Source organism: Micromonospora sp. CPM1 (assembly GCF_023896895.1).
Classification (GTDB): Bacteria; Actinomycetota; Actinomycetes; order Mycobacteriales; family Micromonosporaceae; genus Micromonospora; species Micromonospora tulbaghiae.
Genome location: NZ_JAMHIU010000010.1, coordinates 134641 through 147570, shown reverse-complemented (window position 1 = coordinate 147570; position 12930 = coordinate 134641). Strand labels below are relative to the sequence as shown.

Genomic DNA, 12930 nt, shown 5'->3' with positions numbered 1-12930 from the left:
CACGCCGCGCGCCCTGCGCGCCTCCCGTCGCGTCTGAAGTCACGACGCGCACCCGCCCGGATGTCCGGGCCACAACCGTTGATCGTCCTTCGTTCCACCACGAGGTGCTGGTGATGCAGACCGTCTTCTCCACCGTCCTGCCCGACATGCCCGCGGCCGCCGTGATCTGGCTGGTCCTGCTCGCCGTGGCCGCGACAGTGGTCGCCGCGCTGATCGTCCGCCCGTCCCGGTTCCGTTCCGAACTGGTCGACCGGATCAGTGACGCCGCCCGGCCGAGCAGCATCGAACGCGCCGAGCGGGCCCGCGTACGGGACCAGGAGCGAATCCGCTACGCCGACGAGGTGGCCGTGGCGGCCTCCCGTGCGACCGCGACCGCCGAGCGGAGCCGCGCCGAGTGGCTGACCGCCCAGGAGGAGGCCGAGGCCGCCTGGCAGGCGTACCAGGCGGCCGAGGAGGACGTCCGGCGCCTGAGCGCCGCCGCGGCGCTGCCGCTGCCCCGGACCGCCAAGACCCCGGCCGAGTACGCCGACCGGGAGCGCTGGCTGCACCGGGCCGCGATGGACGCCCAGTGGCGCGACGAGATCACGGTGCGACAGCTCAGCGACATCCTCGGCGGCAACGGCTGGGATCCGAGCCGGCACCCGGTGGAGCAGGAACTGCTGCTGCGCCGGCTGGTCCGGGACAACATGGCGGCACGGCACCGCGCCGCCACGCAGCGGGAGCAGGCCGCCTGGCAGGCAGCCGAGCGGGCCGCGGCGGCGGCGCAGAGCCTGCGCGACGAGGCGTTCGCGGCACTGCACCCGGTCGCCGAGCCGCAGACCGCGCTCTCCATCGTGGGCTTCGCCGGCCCGGAGACCACCCGGGAACTGCCGGCCGGGACGGGCGCCGACGTCACCCGCGAGCTGCCGCCGGTGGCGCGCGGCCGGGCTGCCGTGGCGACCTGAGGACGCCGGCAGCGACCCGGCCACGGGGCGGGCGCCCCTCGCGGCGGGGACGACCGCCGGGCGTGGCGGGCCCGGCTCGGCTAGCGTGGTGACGTGTCCCGTGAAACCTGGGTGCTGGTCGTCCTCGCCGCCGTCCTCGCGGCGGCCATGCTGGCCGGGGCGGTGCTGCTCGCCATCCGGGTGATTCGCACCCGCCGCATGCTCGGCGCGCTCGGCGCCGGCGGCAAGGTCGCGTTCTACGGCGCGCTGATCTACACGATCCTGCCGGTGGACCTGCTGCCCGACCCGATCTACCTGGACGACATGGGCGTGCTGGCCGGCGCGCTGTTCTACCTGGGCCGGCTGGTCGCCAAGCACCGCGCCGAGCAGCGGGCCGCCGGGGAGTCCCCGGTGGCGACGTTGCCGCCCGGCGCGGCACCCCGCCGCTGAGACGTCACCGGGACGCGAGCGAGGAGACGACATGGCGGGACGGCACCGGTTGGAGCCGCACGACGAGCGGGTGGCCCGCTTCTTCGCGGACCGGCACCTCGCCACGCTCACCACACCGCGCGCCGACGGCACCCCGCACGTCGTACCCGTGGGAGTGACCTTCGACCCGGCGGCCCGGCTGGCCCGGGTGATCACCTCGGCCGGGTCGGCCAAGGCCCGGCACGTCGCGGCGGCCGGACCGGACGGCGTCCCGGTCGCGGTGTGCCAGGTCGACGGCCGGTGGTGGCTGACCGTGGAGGGCCGGGCGGTGCTGCGCCGCGACCCGGAGTCGGTGGCCGAGGCGGAGCGCCGGTACGCCGAGCGGTATCGCACGCCGCGTCCGAATCCGGAACGGGTGGTCATCGAGATCGCGGTGACCGGGCTCCTGGGAAGTCTCCCCGGCTGAGGCGTCTGTCCGGTTCCGCGGTGGCCCCGGTCACGCCTGGAAATGGGCTGCCGCGGCAGGGCGGTTGAACTCTCCGTACGCCGAGCGCCACTCCTGGTGCCGCGTCTCCCGCACGGAGCCGTCGACCCCCGAATGGAGCCTCGACCATGAACCCGATCATCCGTAAGTGTGTGCTGTCCGTCGCCGGTCTGGCCGCCGCCGGCGGTGCCGTCGCCGGTCCGGCCGTCGCCGCCCACGCCGCCCCGGTCAAGGGCAAGGGCGACCGCACCGCCGACTACGAGTACCAGGCGCAGCCGAACTTCTTCTACTGCGGTCCCGCCTCGACCCGGATCGCGCTGTCGGCCGAGGGCAAGGACGTGAGCCAGGACGAGCTGGCCGCCAAGCTCGGCACCACCGAGAACGGCACCGACTCGGCCATCGACATCACCCGGGTGCTCAACGAGTACACCGGAGGCAAGTACCGGACCACCGAGATCCGCGACGACGTGGCCACCCGGGAGCAGGTCGAACGCCTGCGCGCGGACATCCGTACCGCTGTGGACGACGACCGGCCGGTGGTGGCGAACATCCTGGGCGGCGCCCGGGACATCGACGGGGTGGAGCACAGCTACCCCGGCCACTACGTGACTGTCGTGCGGTACGAGGGTGACGGCGACCGGGTGCTGATCGCCGACCCGGCCCGGCCGGACGAGCCGACGTACTGGATGGACGTGACCGAGCTGGCCAACTGGATCGCCGGCCGCGGTTACAGCTCCTGACCCGCGACGCCTGACGGACGGGCCGGTCTCCCCTGTGGAGGCCGGCCCGACGCCGCGGCGGCCACGCTCCCCTCGGGGGGCGTGGCCGCCGTCGTGTTCCGGCCTCTGAGCGGGTGTACGTCAGCGACCGGTGTCGCCTTCGCCGGTGCGCTGCTGCGCGGCGTCGACACCCTTGTCGATCTGGTTGTCGTACTTGCCGCCGCTGCGCTTGTCGGCCGCGTCACCCGCCTTCTCGATGCCCTGGTCGACCTGCTTGTCGTGCTTGTCCGCGAAGTCCTTGGCCTTGTCCATGAAGTCGCTCATGTCGGATCTCCCTTCGATACGTTGAATGCCTTCCCTAAGGCCGGGGGCACAAACACCGGGTGGGCGGTTGCGGCCCTGGTGTCGGATCGACCCGCGTCGGGTACCAACGGCCACGATCGAGGAGGGCGACGTGGACGACGACGCTGGAATACCCGGGCGGGCACCGGCCGCCGGACCGCGGCAGACCTGGGCCGGACTGCCCTGGCCGGTACGGACGGCGGTCACCTGGAGCGCCTGCCTGCTGGTGGTGACGGCCGGGCTGTGGCTGCTGGGGCAGATCGCCGTCCTGCTCGCGCCGCTGGCGGTGGCGCTGGCCGGCACGCTCTTCCTCGCCGCGCTGCTCGACCCGGTGCTGGTGCGCCTGCGCCGGCTGCGGGTGCCGGCCGGGCTCGCCGCGCTGCTGAGCATCCTGCTGCTGCTCGGCATCCTGGGCGGCGCGGGCGTCCTGGTCTGGAACCTCACCGCGAGCCAGTTCGGCGAGCTGAGCCAGCAGCTCGACGAGGGGTTGCAGCGCACCCGCGACTTCGTCACGTCCAGCCTGCCGGTCACCGACCAGCAGCTCGACCGGCTCGTGGAGCAGATCCGGCAGGGCCTGAGCAGCGGTGCGCCCGACCCGGTCGCCGGGGCGCGCAAGGTCGCCGAGGTCGCGGGGGCGATGCTGCTCGCCCTGGTGCTGCTGTTCTTCCTGCTCAAGGACGGCCGCTCGATGTGGCACTGGGTGCTGCGCCGGCTGACCGGCCCGCGCCGGGAGCTGACCGCCGAGGCGGGACGGGCGGGCTGGCGGACGCTCGGCGCGTACAGCCGGGGCACGATGATCATCGCGGCCATCGACGCCATCGGCATCGGGCTGGCCCTGGTCGTCCTGCGTGTCCCGCTGGCCCTGCCGCTCGCCCTGATCACGTTCCTCGGCGGGTTCGTGCCGATCATCGGCGCCACGGTGGCCGGTGCGGTGGCGGTGCTCGTCGCGCTGGCCGCGAACGGTCCCACCACCGCCCTGCTGACCCTGGCCGCCGTGATCGCCGTCCAGCAGATCGAGGGCAACCTGCTGGAACCGCTCGTCATGCGGCGGCAGGTGCAGCTGCACCCGGCGGTCATCCTCGTGGTGGTCACGGCCGGCACGCTGGTCGCCGGGGTAGCCGGCGCGTTCGTGTCGGTGCCGATCGCGGCGGTGCTGTGGCGGGTGCTGGACACCGTGCAGCGGCACCGCGCCGCCGAACGGAACGGCACCGGCGTTCCCGCACCGACCGCCGACCCGGGCCGCGCCGCCGAGGCAGCGGGCTGACGACCGGCGCGGTCCGACTGCCGGCGCGGTCCGACAGCGCGTGGCGCGGGCTGGCGGCCGCACGAGGTGAGGGCCGCCCGGCCGCCGCTGCCGTTCCATGCGGGCCGGCGCGAGTGCCGGTCAGGCGGGATGCGGCTGGCGCAGGTGCGTGGTGAACCACGTACCTGCCTGGTCGGCCACCTGCTCCAGCGTGCCGGGCTCCTCGAACAGGTGCGTGGCGCCGGGCACGACGCGCAGCTCCGCCACCTCGCCCAGCGCGTCCCGGGCCTGCTCGTTGAGCACGATCACCTGCTCGTCCAGGCCGCCGACGAGCAGGAGCGTCGGTGCGCGTACCGCGGCCAGTGAGCTGCCGGCCAGGTCGGGCCGGCCGCCCCGGGAGACCACAGCGCCCACCCGGTCCGCCCGGGCCGCGGCGGCGACGAGTGCGGCGGCGGCGCCGGTGCTGGCGCCGAACAGCCCGATCGGGAGCCGCCCCAGCTCCGGGTCGGCACCCATCCAGTCGACGATCCCGGCCAGGCGCTCGGCCAGCATCCCGATGTCGAAGCGCAGCTCGGCGGTGACCTCGTCCCGGGCCTCCTCGTCGGCCGTGAGAAGGTCGACGAGCATCGTGGCGAGCCCGCGTTCGTTGAGCGCGCGCCCGACGGCCATGTTGCGCGGGCTGTGCCGCGAGCTGCCGCTCCCGTGCGCGAACAGCACCACCCCCCGCGCCCCGGCCGGCACCACCACGTCCCCCACGAGCCCGCCGTCCACCACAGGCACCGAGACCTCACGCATCTCCTTCACCCCCCGCTCTCACCCACCGCATACCCCCCACCCCGACGATCATGAAGTTGACGGCCCAGAAAGCGCTCCCCCCACCCGCCAACCTCATGATCACCCGCCCGATCGCGTCGATCATGAAGTTGGCGGCGGATTTCGAGATCCACAACGCCGCCAAGTTCATGATCGACAGGAGACAGCAGGGGGAAACGGACGCGTGTGGGGTTGCGTTGACGTCGGCGGCAAGGTTTAGCGTCGACCTGGCAGTGAGGGACGGGGGCGGCGGATGCGGATCGGGGAGCTGGCGCAGCGGGCCGGTACGAGCACCCGCACCCTGCGCTACTACGAGGCCCACGGGCTGGTCCGGCCGAACCGGTCCGCCAACGGATACCGGGTCTACGACGAGGCGGAACTGCGCGTCGTCCGCGAGATCCGGTCCCTGCTGGCGATCGGCTTCGGCCTGGACGACATCCGCCCGTTCGTCGCCTGCCTGCGCGCCGGAAACGACTCCGGTGACGTCTGCCCCGATTCGGTGGCGGTGCTGCGGCGCAAGCTCGCCGAGGTGGACGACTACCTCGACCGGCTCGGCGACGTCCGCCGCCGGCTGCACGACCAGCTCGCCCACGCGATCGCCCAACGGGAGGAAACATGCCTCAGGACACGGGGACCGGCCGGCTGAACCCGGTCACCGACGACACGTTCGCGGCCACGGTGCTGGCCGCCGACCGGCCGGTGGTGGTGGACTTCTGGGCCGAGTGGTGCCCGCCGTGCCGGGTGGTGTCGAAGCACCTCGCCGAGCTGGCCGAGGAGTTCGGTGACGCGCTGCGCTTCGTCACCCTCAACACCGACGAGAACCCGGCCACCGCACGCGCCCACCGCATCATGTCCGCGCCGACCATGCTGGTGTTCCGGGGCGGTGAGGTGGTCGGCTCCATCGTCGGCTCCCGCCCCAAGGACCACCTGCGGCGCAGCTTCGCCCAGCACCTGGACGGTTGAGCCGCCGCCGGGCGGGAACGCGCCGGGTGACCACGGACCCCGACCGATCGCGAGGATCGTCATGGCGAAACAGGACAGGTCCCGGGAACAGGAACTCACCGACCAGGAACGCCGTAAGCAGGAGCTGAAGGGCTCCCCGGACTGGGCCGACCGCGCCGCCACGGCGCGTACCGCCGACGATCCGCGGGCCACGGCGCCGCGTGACGCCGGCGGGCGTCCGTCCAACGGCCGCCAGTTCTGAGGTACGCGTACCGAGCGGTCCCGCCCTTCGTGGCGGGGCCGCTCAGTCCATGCGTTCCGGCAGGTGCATCAGCGGCGCGCGGCCCTGCGGCTGCTCCGGCTGCGGCCCGGTGGGGCGTGCCGGTGGCGGCACCGCCACGGTGACCGGCTGCGCGGAGGTGACCCGCAGCGGTTCGCCGTGATGCCGCAGCTCCACGACGGTGTCCGGGCCTCCGTTGCGCAGCGAGTACGTCGTCTGGTGCGGCCGGACGTCGACCCGCAACCGCATCCCCTGCCACTGGAGCGAGAACTCCAGGCGGCTGAGGCGGCTGGAGAGCCGGGGCGCGAAGGAGAGCGTCCCGTCGTGGTCCCGCAGCCCGCCGAACCCGGCCACCAGCGCGATCCAGGCACCGGCCAGGGACGCCATGTGCACGCCGTCGCGGGTGTTCTCGTTGAGGTCGTGCAGGTCCATCAGCGCGGCCTCGCGCAGGTAGCGGTGGGCCAGTTCGAGGTAGCCGACCTCGGCCGCGAGCACCGCCTGCGTGCAGGCGCTCAGCGACGAGTCGCGTACGGTGCGCCGCTCGTAGTAGACGAAGTTGCGCAGCTTCTCGGCGGCGCTGAACGCGTCGCCCCGCCAGTGCATGGCCAGCACCAGGTCGGCCTGCTTGACGACCTGCTTGCGGTAGAGGTCGAAGTACGGGTAGTGCAGCAGCAGCGGGTACTTCTCCGGCGGCGTGTGCTCGAAGTCCCACTCCTGGAAGCGGGTGAACCCCTCCACCTGCTCGTGCACCTCCGTCTCCGCGTCGTACGGGACGTGCATGTCGTTCGCGGCGTCCCGCCAGGCGGCGGCCTCCTCCTCGGTGACGCCGAGGTCGAGCGCCTGGTCCCGGTAGCGCATCGCGCAGTCCGCGGCGGTACGCAGGTTCCGCTGGGCCATCAGGTTGGTGTAGACGTTGTCGTTCTTGACCGCTGTGTACTCGTCCGGGCCGGTCACGCCGTCGATGTGGAACCGTCCGGCGCGGTCGTGGTGGCCGAGCGAGCGCCACAGCCGGGCGGTCTCGACCAGCAGTTCCAGGCCGATTTCCCGTTCCAGCGCCTCGTCGCCGGTGACCAGCACGTAGCGGCGCAGCGCGTCGGCGACGTCGGCGGCGATGTGGAACGCCGCGGTCCCGGCCGGCCAGTACGCCGACGACTCCGGCCCTTCGATGGTGCGCCACGGGAAGGCGGCGCCTTCGAGGTTGAGCGTGCGGGCGCGTTCCTGCGCCTGGGCCAGCGTGTCGTGCCGCCACTGCAACGCGTCCCGGACCGCTCCCGGCTGCGTGTACGTGAGCACCGGCAGCACGAACATCTCGGTGTCCCAGAACGCGTGGCCGTCGTACCCGGGGCCGGTGAGGCCCTTGGCCGAGATCGGCCGCCGTTCCGCGCGGGCGCCGGCCTGGAGGACGTGGAAGAGGCCGAACCGGACGGCCTGCTGCACCTCGGGGTCGCCTTCGACGCGCACGTCGGCGGCGTCCCAGAACGCGTCCAGGTATTCGCGCTGGGCCCGGCGCAGGCCGTCCCAGCCGTCGAGCCGGGCCGCGGCGAGCGCCGCGCCGACCTGGTCGCGCAGCGCCGGGAGGGACCGGCGGCTGGACCAGCCGTACGTGAGGTACTTGACCACCCGGAGCTTCTGGCCGGGCTTGAGCACGCAGCCGATGGTGGTGCGGACCCAGTCCTCGTACCCCTCGCTCTCGATCGTGGTGCGTTCGGGCCCGTCGACGTCGTGGCCCATCGCGGCGGCGACCCGCAGGCCGCTGACCTTGGTCCGGTGGATGAGCTGGCCGCCGTCGTCGGTGGTCAGTTCCTCCTCGGCCTGCAACGGCGACTCCAGGACGGCGGCCACCCGGGGGTCGCGGCTCTGCGGCGGCAGCGACTCGTTGGCGACCAGCTCGGACTGGAGGATCAGGCGCAGCGGCCCGTCGACCGGCTCCACCTCGTAGTGGATGGCGGCCACCGAGCGCTGGGTGAACGACACCAGCCGGGTGGTGCGGACCTTGACCTCGCGGCCGGCCGGCGAGCGCCAGTGCAGGTCCCGGTGGAGCGTGCCGGCGCGCATGTCGAGGACCCGCTCGTGGGCGAGCAGTTCGCCGTAGCGCACGTCGAGCGGCTCGTCGTCCACGAGCAGCCGGATCAGCTTGCCGTTGGTGACGTTGACGATGGTCTGCCCGGACTCGGGGAAACCGAAGCCCGCCTCCGCGTACGGCAGCGGGCGCAGCTCGTAGAAGGAGTTCAGGTAGGTGCCGGGCAGCCCGTGCGGCTCGCCCTCGTCGAGGTTGCCCCGCAGCCCGATGTGGCCGTTCGACAGCGCGAACACCGACTCGGACTGGGCCAGCACGTCCATGTCGAGTTGCATCTCCCGGACGTGCCAGGGCTCGACCGGGTACGCCCGTTCCCGGATCACGCGGCCGGCTCCGGGGCGAGAAGGTCGGCGAGGTCGGTGACCACCACGTCGGCGCCTTGCGCCAGCAGCTCGTCGGCCTGGCCGACCCGGTCGACGCCGATCACGTACCCGAATCCGCCGGCCCGCCCGGCGGCCACCCCGGCGAGGGCGTCCTCGAAGACGGCGGCCTGCGCCGGTTCGACGCCGAGCAGCCGGGCGCCTTCCAGGAACGTGTCGGGGTGCGGTTTGCCGCGCAGCCCGCTCGCGCGGGCGACCACGCCGTCCACCCGCGCCTCCAGCCAGCGGTCCAGCCCGGCGGCGTGGACCACGGCGGCGCAGTTGGCGCTGGCCGAGACGACCGCGCGGCGCAGCCCGGCCGTGGTGGCTGCCTCCAGGTAGCGCACCGAACCCTCGTACACCTCGACGCCGCGCTGCTCGATCTGCTGGAGCAGGACGACGTTCTTGCGGTTGCCGAGGCCGTTGACGGTGTCCGCCTCGGGCGGGTCGTCCGGCGATCCCTCGGGCAGCGTGATGCCGCGCGAGGCCAGGAATGTGCGCACCCCGTCGGCGCGCGGTCTGCCGTCCACGTACCGGTTGTAGTCCGGTCCGGGGTCGAACGGGTGGAACGGCTCGCCGGTTTCGGCCGACCGTCGCCGCAGGTACGCGTCGAACGTCTCCGCCCAGGCGGCGTTGTGCACCTTGGCGGTCTGCGTCAGCACACCGTCCAGATCGAAGAGACAAGCGCTCACGTGCGCGGGGAGGCCCAGCATCGCTTGAATCTATCCAGCGCTCGCCCCGGGCAAACCCCGTTCGGGGCTCAGCGGTTCGGGCGGAGCGTCCAGATCACGGTGAGCGAGGAGGTGAGCGTGCCGTCCTCGGTGCGGACCTCCACCTCGACCGGGAACTCCGGCCGCCGTCCGGCGTCCAGCTCCGCCAGCACCTCGGCGGGTACGCCGCCGAGCCGCGCGGTCGCCAGCACCGGCCCCACCGCCACCTTGAGGTAGCGGATGGTCGCGGTCACGGCCAGGGGTACGGCCCGGTCGAGCACCTGCCCGAACGCGGCCAGAACAACCGCGCCCGAGGCGGTCTCCCCCAGCGTGAACATGGCCCCGGCGTGCGGGCCGCCCACGTGGTTGTGGTGCGCCGGGTCGTCGGGGAGCCGGACCACGGCCCGGACCCCGCCCTCGGCCTCGGGCGCCACCTCGACGAACTCGATTCCGAGCGTGCGGGCGAACGGCACGGCGTCGAGGAGACCGGCCGCCACCTGGCGAGAGTCGATGCTCATGCCCGAACGCTACTCGCCAGTAACAACACCGGCAAGGCCGGTTCCCGGTCAGCCCGCGCTCAGGTCGGTACGCCGGACGATCCACCAGACGACGAGGAACGCCAGCGCGGTCAGGCCCAGATAGCCGCCGGCGACGATCAGGTGGAACTCGGGGATCCGGCTGCCCGGCTGGTACTGGAGGTGCTGCTGAAGGTTGTGCTCGACGAAGCAGGCGAGCGTCCGGCCGGTGCCGTTGTCGGGTGGGCAGAGTCGTTGCAGCTCGACCCCGCTGAGCTCTCGCCCCGAGGCGTCGAACGCGCCGGACGGCCCGTCGATCCCGTAGTCGATCATGCCGCCGCTGACGACCAGGGCGTTGTCGCGCAGCACACCCACACCCGGCCCGCCGATGACGCGGTGCGCGGTCAACGGCTCCATCAGCGTGGGGTAGCGCCACCGGACGAGGTAGTTCAGGCCGACGAAGCCGACGATCACGCCGAACACGGCCGGGAGCGTGCGCCTGATCGCGGCGCCGAGTGCGACGCCGACCGCGAACCAGCAGAGGCTGATCACGGCCGGAAGCATCGCGGTGTTGAGGAACGGCCCGTACTCGAACAGGCTCACCGGGGCGACCCGGGCCTGGAGTCGTTCCAGGTGATCACTGACGCCGGCGACGGCCGAGGTCACGGCCGCGACGAACAGGCCGAGCAGGGCCAGCCTCGTCCAGAGCCACCGCTGCGGCGAGACATCCTGGCTCCAGGCCAGCAGCAGGGTGCGCTGCTCGTGTTCCCTGGTCAGCACCGGGACGCCGACGAACACGCCGATCAGCAGCGGCATCCACTGCACCAGCTGCGACAGGACGGCCAGGGTCAGGACCAGGCTGGAGGAGCCGCCGAGCCGCCGGCCCTGTGGCGAGTCCTCCGCACAGAACGTCTCGTGGCACTGGTGCCACAGGCTCGTCAGCTCCACTGACAGGTAGGTCATCCAGCCCACCAGGACCGCGGCCAGGACCAGCGTGCCGATCACGGTCCAGCGGTGCTGACGCCAGGTCAGCCAGAGCAGACCGCGTACGCCCCCGGCACGCCCGAGGTCGCTCCGGCGGACCGTCGGGGCGGACAGTTGACCGATCGGGCTCATGCGGCTGCCTCCCGCTCGTGCGACACGGCGGCCGACGCCCTCAGGTGGGTCAGGATCAGCTCGTCCAGAGTGATGGGCTGGGCGGCCCAGCCGGGCGCCACGACGGCGTGCGCCGCCGGTGCCGCCGGCCGCCGGAGGACGAAGGTGGACTGGCGACCGGTGTGCTGCGCCTGGACGACTGTGCCCGGCCCGGGTGGCTGGTCGGCCCGGGGCCCGGTCAGCCGGACGTGGCTGTCGAGCAGTTCCTCCACGTCGCCGGTGAGGACGGGCCGGCCGGCGTCGAGCAGCAGCAGGTGGTCACCGACGCCGCTCAGCTCGGCGACGATGTGGGTCGACAGCATGACTGTCATGTCGTCGTCCGCGACCTCCGCCAGCAGCTCGCCTGTCACCTCGACGCGGGCCAGCGGATCCAGGTTCGCGAGGGGTTCGTCCAGCAGCAGCACCGCCGGGCGGGAGCCGAGCGCGACCGCCAGCGCGACCTGCGCCCGCTGCCCGCCGGACAGCTTGCCGCAGCGCCGGTCCAGCGGGACGGCGAAGCGGTCGAGCCACGACAGCGCCCGCCGCTGGTCCCACACCCGGTTCGTCGAGCGGCCGAAGCGCAGCATGTCCGACACGGTGAAGTCGCGGTAGAGCGGCTTGTCCTGGGCGAGGATCGCCACCCGGCTGCCGCCGTCGGCGGAACCGCCCCGCACCACCGGCCGGCCGTGCACCAGCACGGTGCCGCTGGTGGCCGCCAGGGTGCCGGCGATGATGCTCAGCAGCGTCGACTTGCCCGCGCCGTTCGCGCCGACCAGCGCGACGACCCGGTTGGCGGGCAGCGCGAACGAGCACTCCCGGAGCGCCCACACGGGGCCGTAGCGCCGGTTCAGGTCACGCGCCTCGACGGCGACCGGCCCGCCGCTCACGCCGCGCCCCCCACCTTCCGGGCCGCCGCGTTCTCCCTCGTCGCGGGTGTCGCGTTCTCCGCGATCACCGAGGCGAGCAGCGCTTGGACGTCCTCGTCCTCCAGACCGGCCTCCCGGGCCTGGCCGAGCCACCGGGCCAGGCTGCCGCGCAGGCGGGCCATGACGTGTGGATCGGCGTGCCCGAGCGTGCCGCTGACGAACGTGCCCGCGCCCTGCCTTGCCTCCACCAGGCCGGACAGTTCCAGCTCCCGGTAGGCCTTGAGCACAGTGGTCGGGTTGACGGTGCACGAGGTCACCACGCTGCGCACGGTGGGGAGCTGGTCCCCGGGGCGCAGCGTCCCGATCCGCAACGCCTCACGGACCTGCCGCACGAGCTGGGCGTACGCGGGGACGCTACTGGACCGGTCGACATGAAAGTTGATCACACTGGTGACCCTCCGTCAGATTGTTATGGTTAAGTAGAACACCAGTTAAACGACATGGCAACGACCGGACGGCGTTTCGGAGGCTGCCGACTCCGGGTAGCGAGTGGCCCATGAACCGCGATCTCGCGCGCGGGCTGACGGTGGCGTGGGCGCTGCCGGAGTTCCGCGACGGGCTGCGTCACCTCGTCGACCTCGACGAGGTGACGGTGCTGCTGGCCGCGCTGTCCCTGCCGGACCGCGACCGCGAGGTCGAGCGGAGCGCGCTCGGCCTGCTGCGGTCCGGGCTCGACAGCACCGAGGTCCGGGAGGCGGTGTTGCTGCTGCTGGAGCGGGACACCGTACGCCGGCCGCTCGTCGCCGCGGCGGTGGAGCCGCTCGCCGACCGGCCCGGCCTGGTCACCGCCGTCACGTCCGCGGCCGAGGATCCCCGGGTACGCCACGAGGTACGGGCGATGCTGGACAGCGCCGGCGTACGCGAGCTGATCTGGCGGGCGGTCGACGACCAGGTGAGCGACAACCGGTTCGGGCTGATCCGCCGGGCGGCGGTGCTGTTCGTCAGGCACCCCGGCGCACGGCGCCTGGGGTGGGCGCTCCGCCGGCACGGCGTGCTCCGCGAGCTGCGCCACAAGGCGTGATCCGGGGGGCCGT

At 73.1% G+C, this 12930-nt stretch carries 17 protein-coding genes; 9 read left to right on the top strand and 8 right to left on the bottom strand.

Annotated features, from left to right (window positions below; translation table 11 throughout):
- The first annotated feature begins 113 nt into the window (after positions 1-113).
- From M8C11_RS14690 to M8C11_RS14675, 4 genes are all read left to right on the top strand, one after another.
- Complete coding sequence (locus tag M8C11_RS14690) at positions 114-944, top strand: hypothetical protein (protein ID WP_252449930.1); 831 nt, start codon at positions 114-116, stop codon at positions 942-944.
- Between the two features lie 93 nt (positions 945-1037).
- Positions 1038-1373 carry a YkvA family protein gene (locus tag M8C11_RS14685; protein ID WP_252449929.1) on the top strand — a complete coding sequence of 112 codons (336 nt, stop codon included), beginning with the start codon at positions 1038-1040 and terminating at the stop codon, positions 1371-1373.
- Positions 1374-1404: 31 nt separating this feature from the next.
- Positions 1405-1818 carry a pyridoxamine 5'-phosphate oxidase family protein gene (locus tag M8C11_RS14680; protein WP_252449928.1) on the top strand — a complete coding sequence of 138 codons (414 nt, stop codon included), beginning with the start codon at positions 1405-1407 and terminating at the stop codon, positions 1816-1818.
- A gap of 146 nt (positions 1819-1964) precedes the next feature.
- On the top strand, positions 1965-2576 hold the full coding sequence (locus M8C11_RS14675; protein ID WP_252449926.1) for a C39 family peptidase: 612 nt from the start codon (positions 1965-1967) through the stop codon (positions 2574-2576).
- Between the two features lie 120 nt (positions 2577-2696).
- On the opposite strand, the gene M8C11_RS14670 is transcribed toward M8C11_RS14675, so the two are convergent.
- Positions 2697-2879 (bottom strand): antitoxin, encoded by a 183-nt coding sequence (locus M8C11_RS14670; protein ID WP_252449925.1) that lies wholly within the window; start codon positions 2877-2879, stop codon positions 2697-2699.
- A gap of 130 nt (positions 2880-3009) precedes the next feature.
- Between M8C11_RS14670 and M8C11_RS14665 the strand changes: the two genes are divergently transcribed.
- Positions 3010-4161 (top strand): AI-2E family transporter, encoded by a 1152-nt coding sequence (locus M8C11_RS14665; RefSeq protein WP_252449924.1) that lies wholly within the window; start codon positions 3010-3012, stop codon positions 4159-4161.
- A 120-nt stretch (positions 4162-4281) separates the two neighbouring features.
- Here the strand turns inward: M8C11_RS14665 and M8C11_RS14660 are convergent, their stop codons facing one another.
- Positions 4282-4935 carry a dienelactone hydrolase family protein gene (locus M8C11_RS14660; protein ID WP_252449923.1) on the bottom strand — a complete coding sequence of 218 codons (654 nt, stop codon included), beginning with the start codon at positions 4933-4935 and terminating at the stop codon, positions 4282-4284.
- A 271-nt stretch (positions 4936-5206) separates the two neighbouring features.
- Between M8C11_RS14660 and M8C11_RS14655 the strand changes: the two genes are divergently transcribed.
- The 3 genes from M8C11_RS14655 to M8C11_RS14645 all read left to right on the top strand — a co-directional run bounded on the left by M8C11_RS14655 (position 5207) and on the right by M8C11_RS14645 (position 6157).
- Positions 5207-5599 (top strand): MerR family transcriptional regulator, encoded by a 393-nt coding sequence (locus tag M8C11_RS14655; protein ID WP_013283752.1) that lies wholly within the window; start codon positions 5207-5209, stop codon positions 5597-5599.
- Positions 5569-5916 carry a thioredoxin gene (gene trxA / locus M8C11_RS14650; RefSeq protein ID WP_305884545.1) on the top strand — a complete coding sequence of 116 codons (348 nt, stop codon included), beginning with the start codon at positions 5569-5571 and terminating at the stop codon, positions 5914-5916. Before M8C11_RS14655 ends, trxA begins: the two co-directional genes overlap by 31 nt.
- Positions 5917-5977: 61 nt before the next feature.
- On the top strand, positions 5978-6157 hold the full coding sequence (locus M8C11_RS14645; RefSeq protein WP_252449922.1) for a hypothetical protein: 180 nt from the start codon (positions 5978-5980) through the stop codon (positions 6155-6157).
- Positions 6158-6199: 42 nt separating this feature from the next.
- On the opposite strand, the gene M8C11_RS14640 is transcribed toward M8C11_RS14645, so the two are convergent.
- The 6 genes from M8C11_RS14640 to M8C11_RS14615 are packed head-to-tail and all read right to left on the bottom strand — an operon-like array spanning position 6200 to position 12282.
- Complete coding sequence (locus M8C11_RS14640; protein ID WP_252449921.1) at positions 6200-8575, bottom strand: glycoside hydrolase family 65 protein; 2376 nt, start codon at positions 8573-8575, stop codon at positions 6200-6202.
- Positions 8572-9324, bottom strand: coding sequence for an HAD family phosphatase (locus tag M8C11_RS14635; protein WP_252449920.1), 753 nt, complete (start codon positions 9322-9324; stop codon positions 8572-8574). Before M8C11_RS14635 ends, M8C11_RS14640 begins: the two co-directional genes overlap by 4 nt.
- Before the next feature lie 47 nt (positions 9325-9371).
- A complete protein-coding gene (locus M8C11_RS14630; RefSeq protein WP_091414765.1) occupies positions 9372-9839 on the bottom strand; it encodes a DUF4442 domain-containing protein in 468 nt (155 codons plus the stop codon).
- Between the two features lie 48 nt (positions 9840-9887).
- Positions 9888-10952, bottom strand: a complete 1065-nt coding sequence (locus M8C11_RS14625; protein WP_252449919.1) for an ABC transporter permease — start codon at positions 10950-10952, stop codon at positions 9888-9890.
- The gene (locus M8C11_RS14620; protein ID WP_252449918.1) at positions 10949-11857 is read right to left on the bottom strand and encodes an ABC transporter ATP-binding protein; all 909 of its coding nucleotides are present in this window, start codon (positions 11855-11857) and stop codon (positions 10949-10951) included. The genes M8C11_RS14625 and M8C11_RS14620 overlap by 4 nt, the downstream gene beginning before the upstream one ends.
- A complete protein-coding gene (locus M8C11_RS14615) occupies positions 11854-12282 on the bottom strand; it encodes a GntR family transcriptional regulator (RefSeq protein ID WP_252449917.1) in 429 nt (142 codons plus the stop codon). The genes M8C11_RS14620 and M8C11_RS14615 overlap by 4 nt, the downstream gene beginning before the upstream one ends.
- Positions 12283-12392: 110 nt before the next feature.
- Between M8C11_RS14615 and M8C11_RS14610 the strand changes: the two genes are divergently transcribed.
- Positions 12393-12917 (top strand): hypothetical protein, encoded by a 525-nt coding sequence (locus tag M8C11_RS14610; RefSeq protein ID WP_252449915.1) that lies wholly within the window; start codon positions 12393-12395, stop codon positions 12915-12917.
- Positions 12918-12930: the final 13 nt, after the last annotated feature.

Excerpts from the sequence above, each read along its gene's own strand:
- M8C11_RS14645 (WP_252449922.1), top strand. The coding sequence starts at position 5,978 with ATGGCGAAACAGGACAGGTCCCGGGAACAGGAACTCACCGACCAGGAA.
- M8C11_RS14635 (WP_252449920.1), bottom strand. The coding sequence starts at position 9,324 with ATGCTGGGCCTCCCCGCGCACGTGAGCGCTTGTCTCTTCGATCTGGAC.
- M8C11_RS14675 (WP_252449926.1), top strand. The coding sequence starts at position 1,965 with ATGAACCCGATCATCCGTAAGTGTGTGCTGTCCGTCGCCGGTCTGGCC.
- trxA (WP_305884545.1), top strand. The coding sequence starts at position 5,569 with ATGCCTCAGGACACGGGGACCGGCCGGCTGAACCCGGTCACCGACGAC.
- M8C11_RS14625 (WP_252449919.1), bottom strand. The coding sequence starts at position 10,952 with ATGAGCCCGATCGGTCAACTGTCCGCCCCGACGGTCCGCCGGAGCGAC.
- M8C11_RS14630 (WP_091414765.1), bottom strand. The coding sequence starts at position 9,839 with ATGAGCATCGACTCTCGCCAGGTGGCGGCCGGTCTCCTCGACGCCGTG.
- M8C11_RS14670 (WP_252449925.1), bottom strand. The coding sequence starts at position 2,879 with ATGAGCGACTTCATGGACAAGGCCAAGGACTTCGCGGACAAGCACGAC.
- M8C11_RS14690 (WP_252449930.1), top strand. The coding sequence starts at position 114 with ATGCAGACCGTCTTCTCCACCGTCCTGCCCGACATGCCCGCGGCCGCC.
- M8C11_RS14655 (WP_013283752.1), top strand. The coding sequence starts at position 5,207 with ATGCGGATCGGGGAGCTGGCGCAGCGGGCCGGTACGAGCACCCGCACC.
- M8C11_RS14610 (WP_252449915.1), top strand. The coding sequence starts at position 12,393 with ATGAACCGCGATCTCGCGCGCGGGCTGACGGTGGCGTGGGCGCTGCCG.
- M8C11_RS14680 (WP_252449928.1), top strand. The coding sequence starts at position 1,405 with ATGGCGGGACGGCACCGGTTGGAGCCGCACGACGAGCGGGTGGCCCGC.
- M8C11_RS14660 (WP_252449923.1), bottom strand. The coding sequence starts at position 4,935 with ATGCGTGAGGTCTCGGTGCCTGTGGTGGACGGCGGGCTCGTGGGGGAC.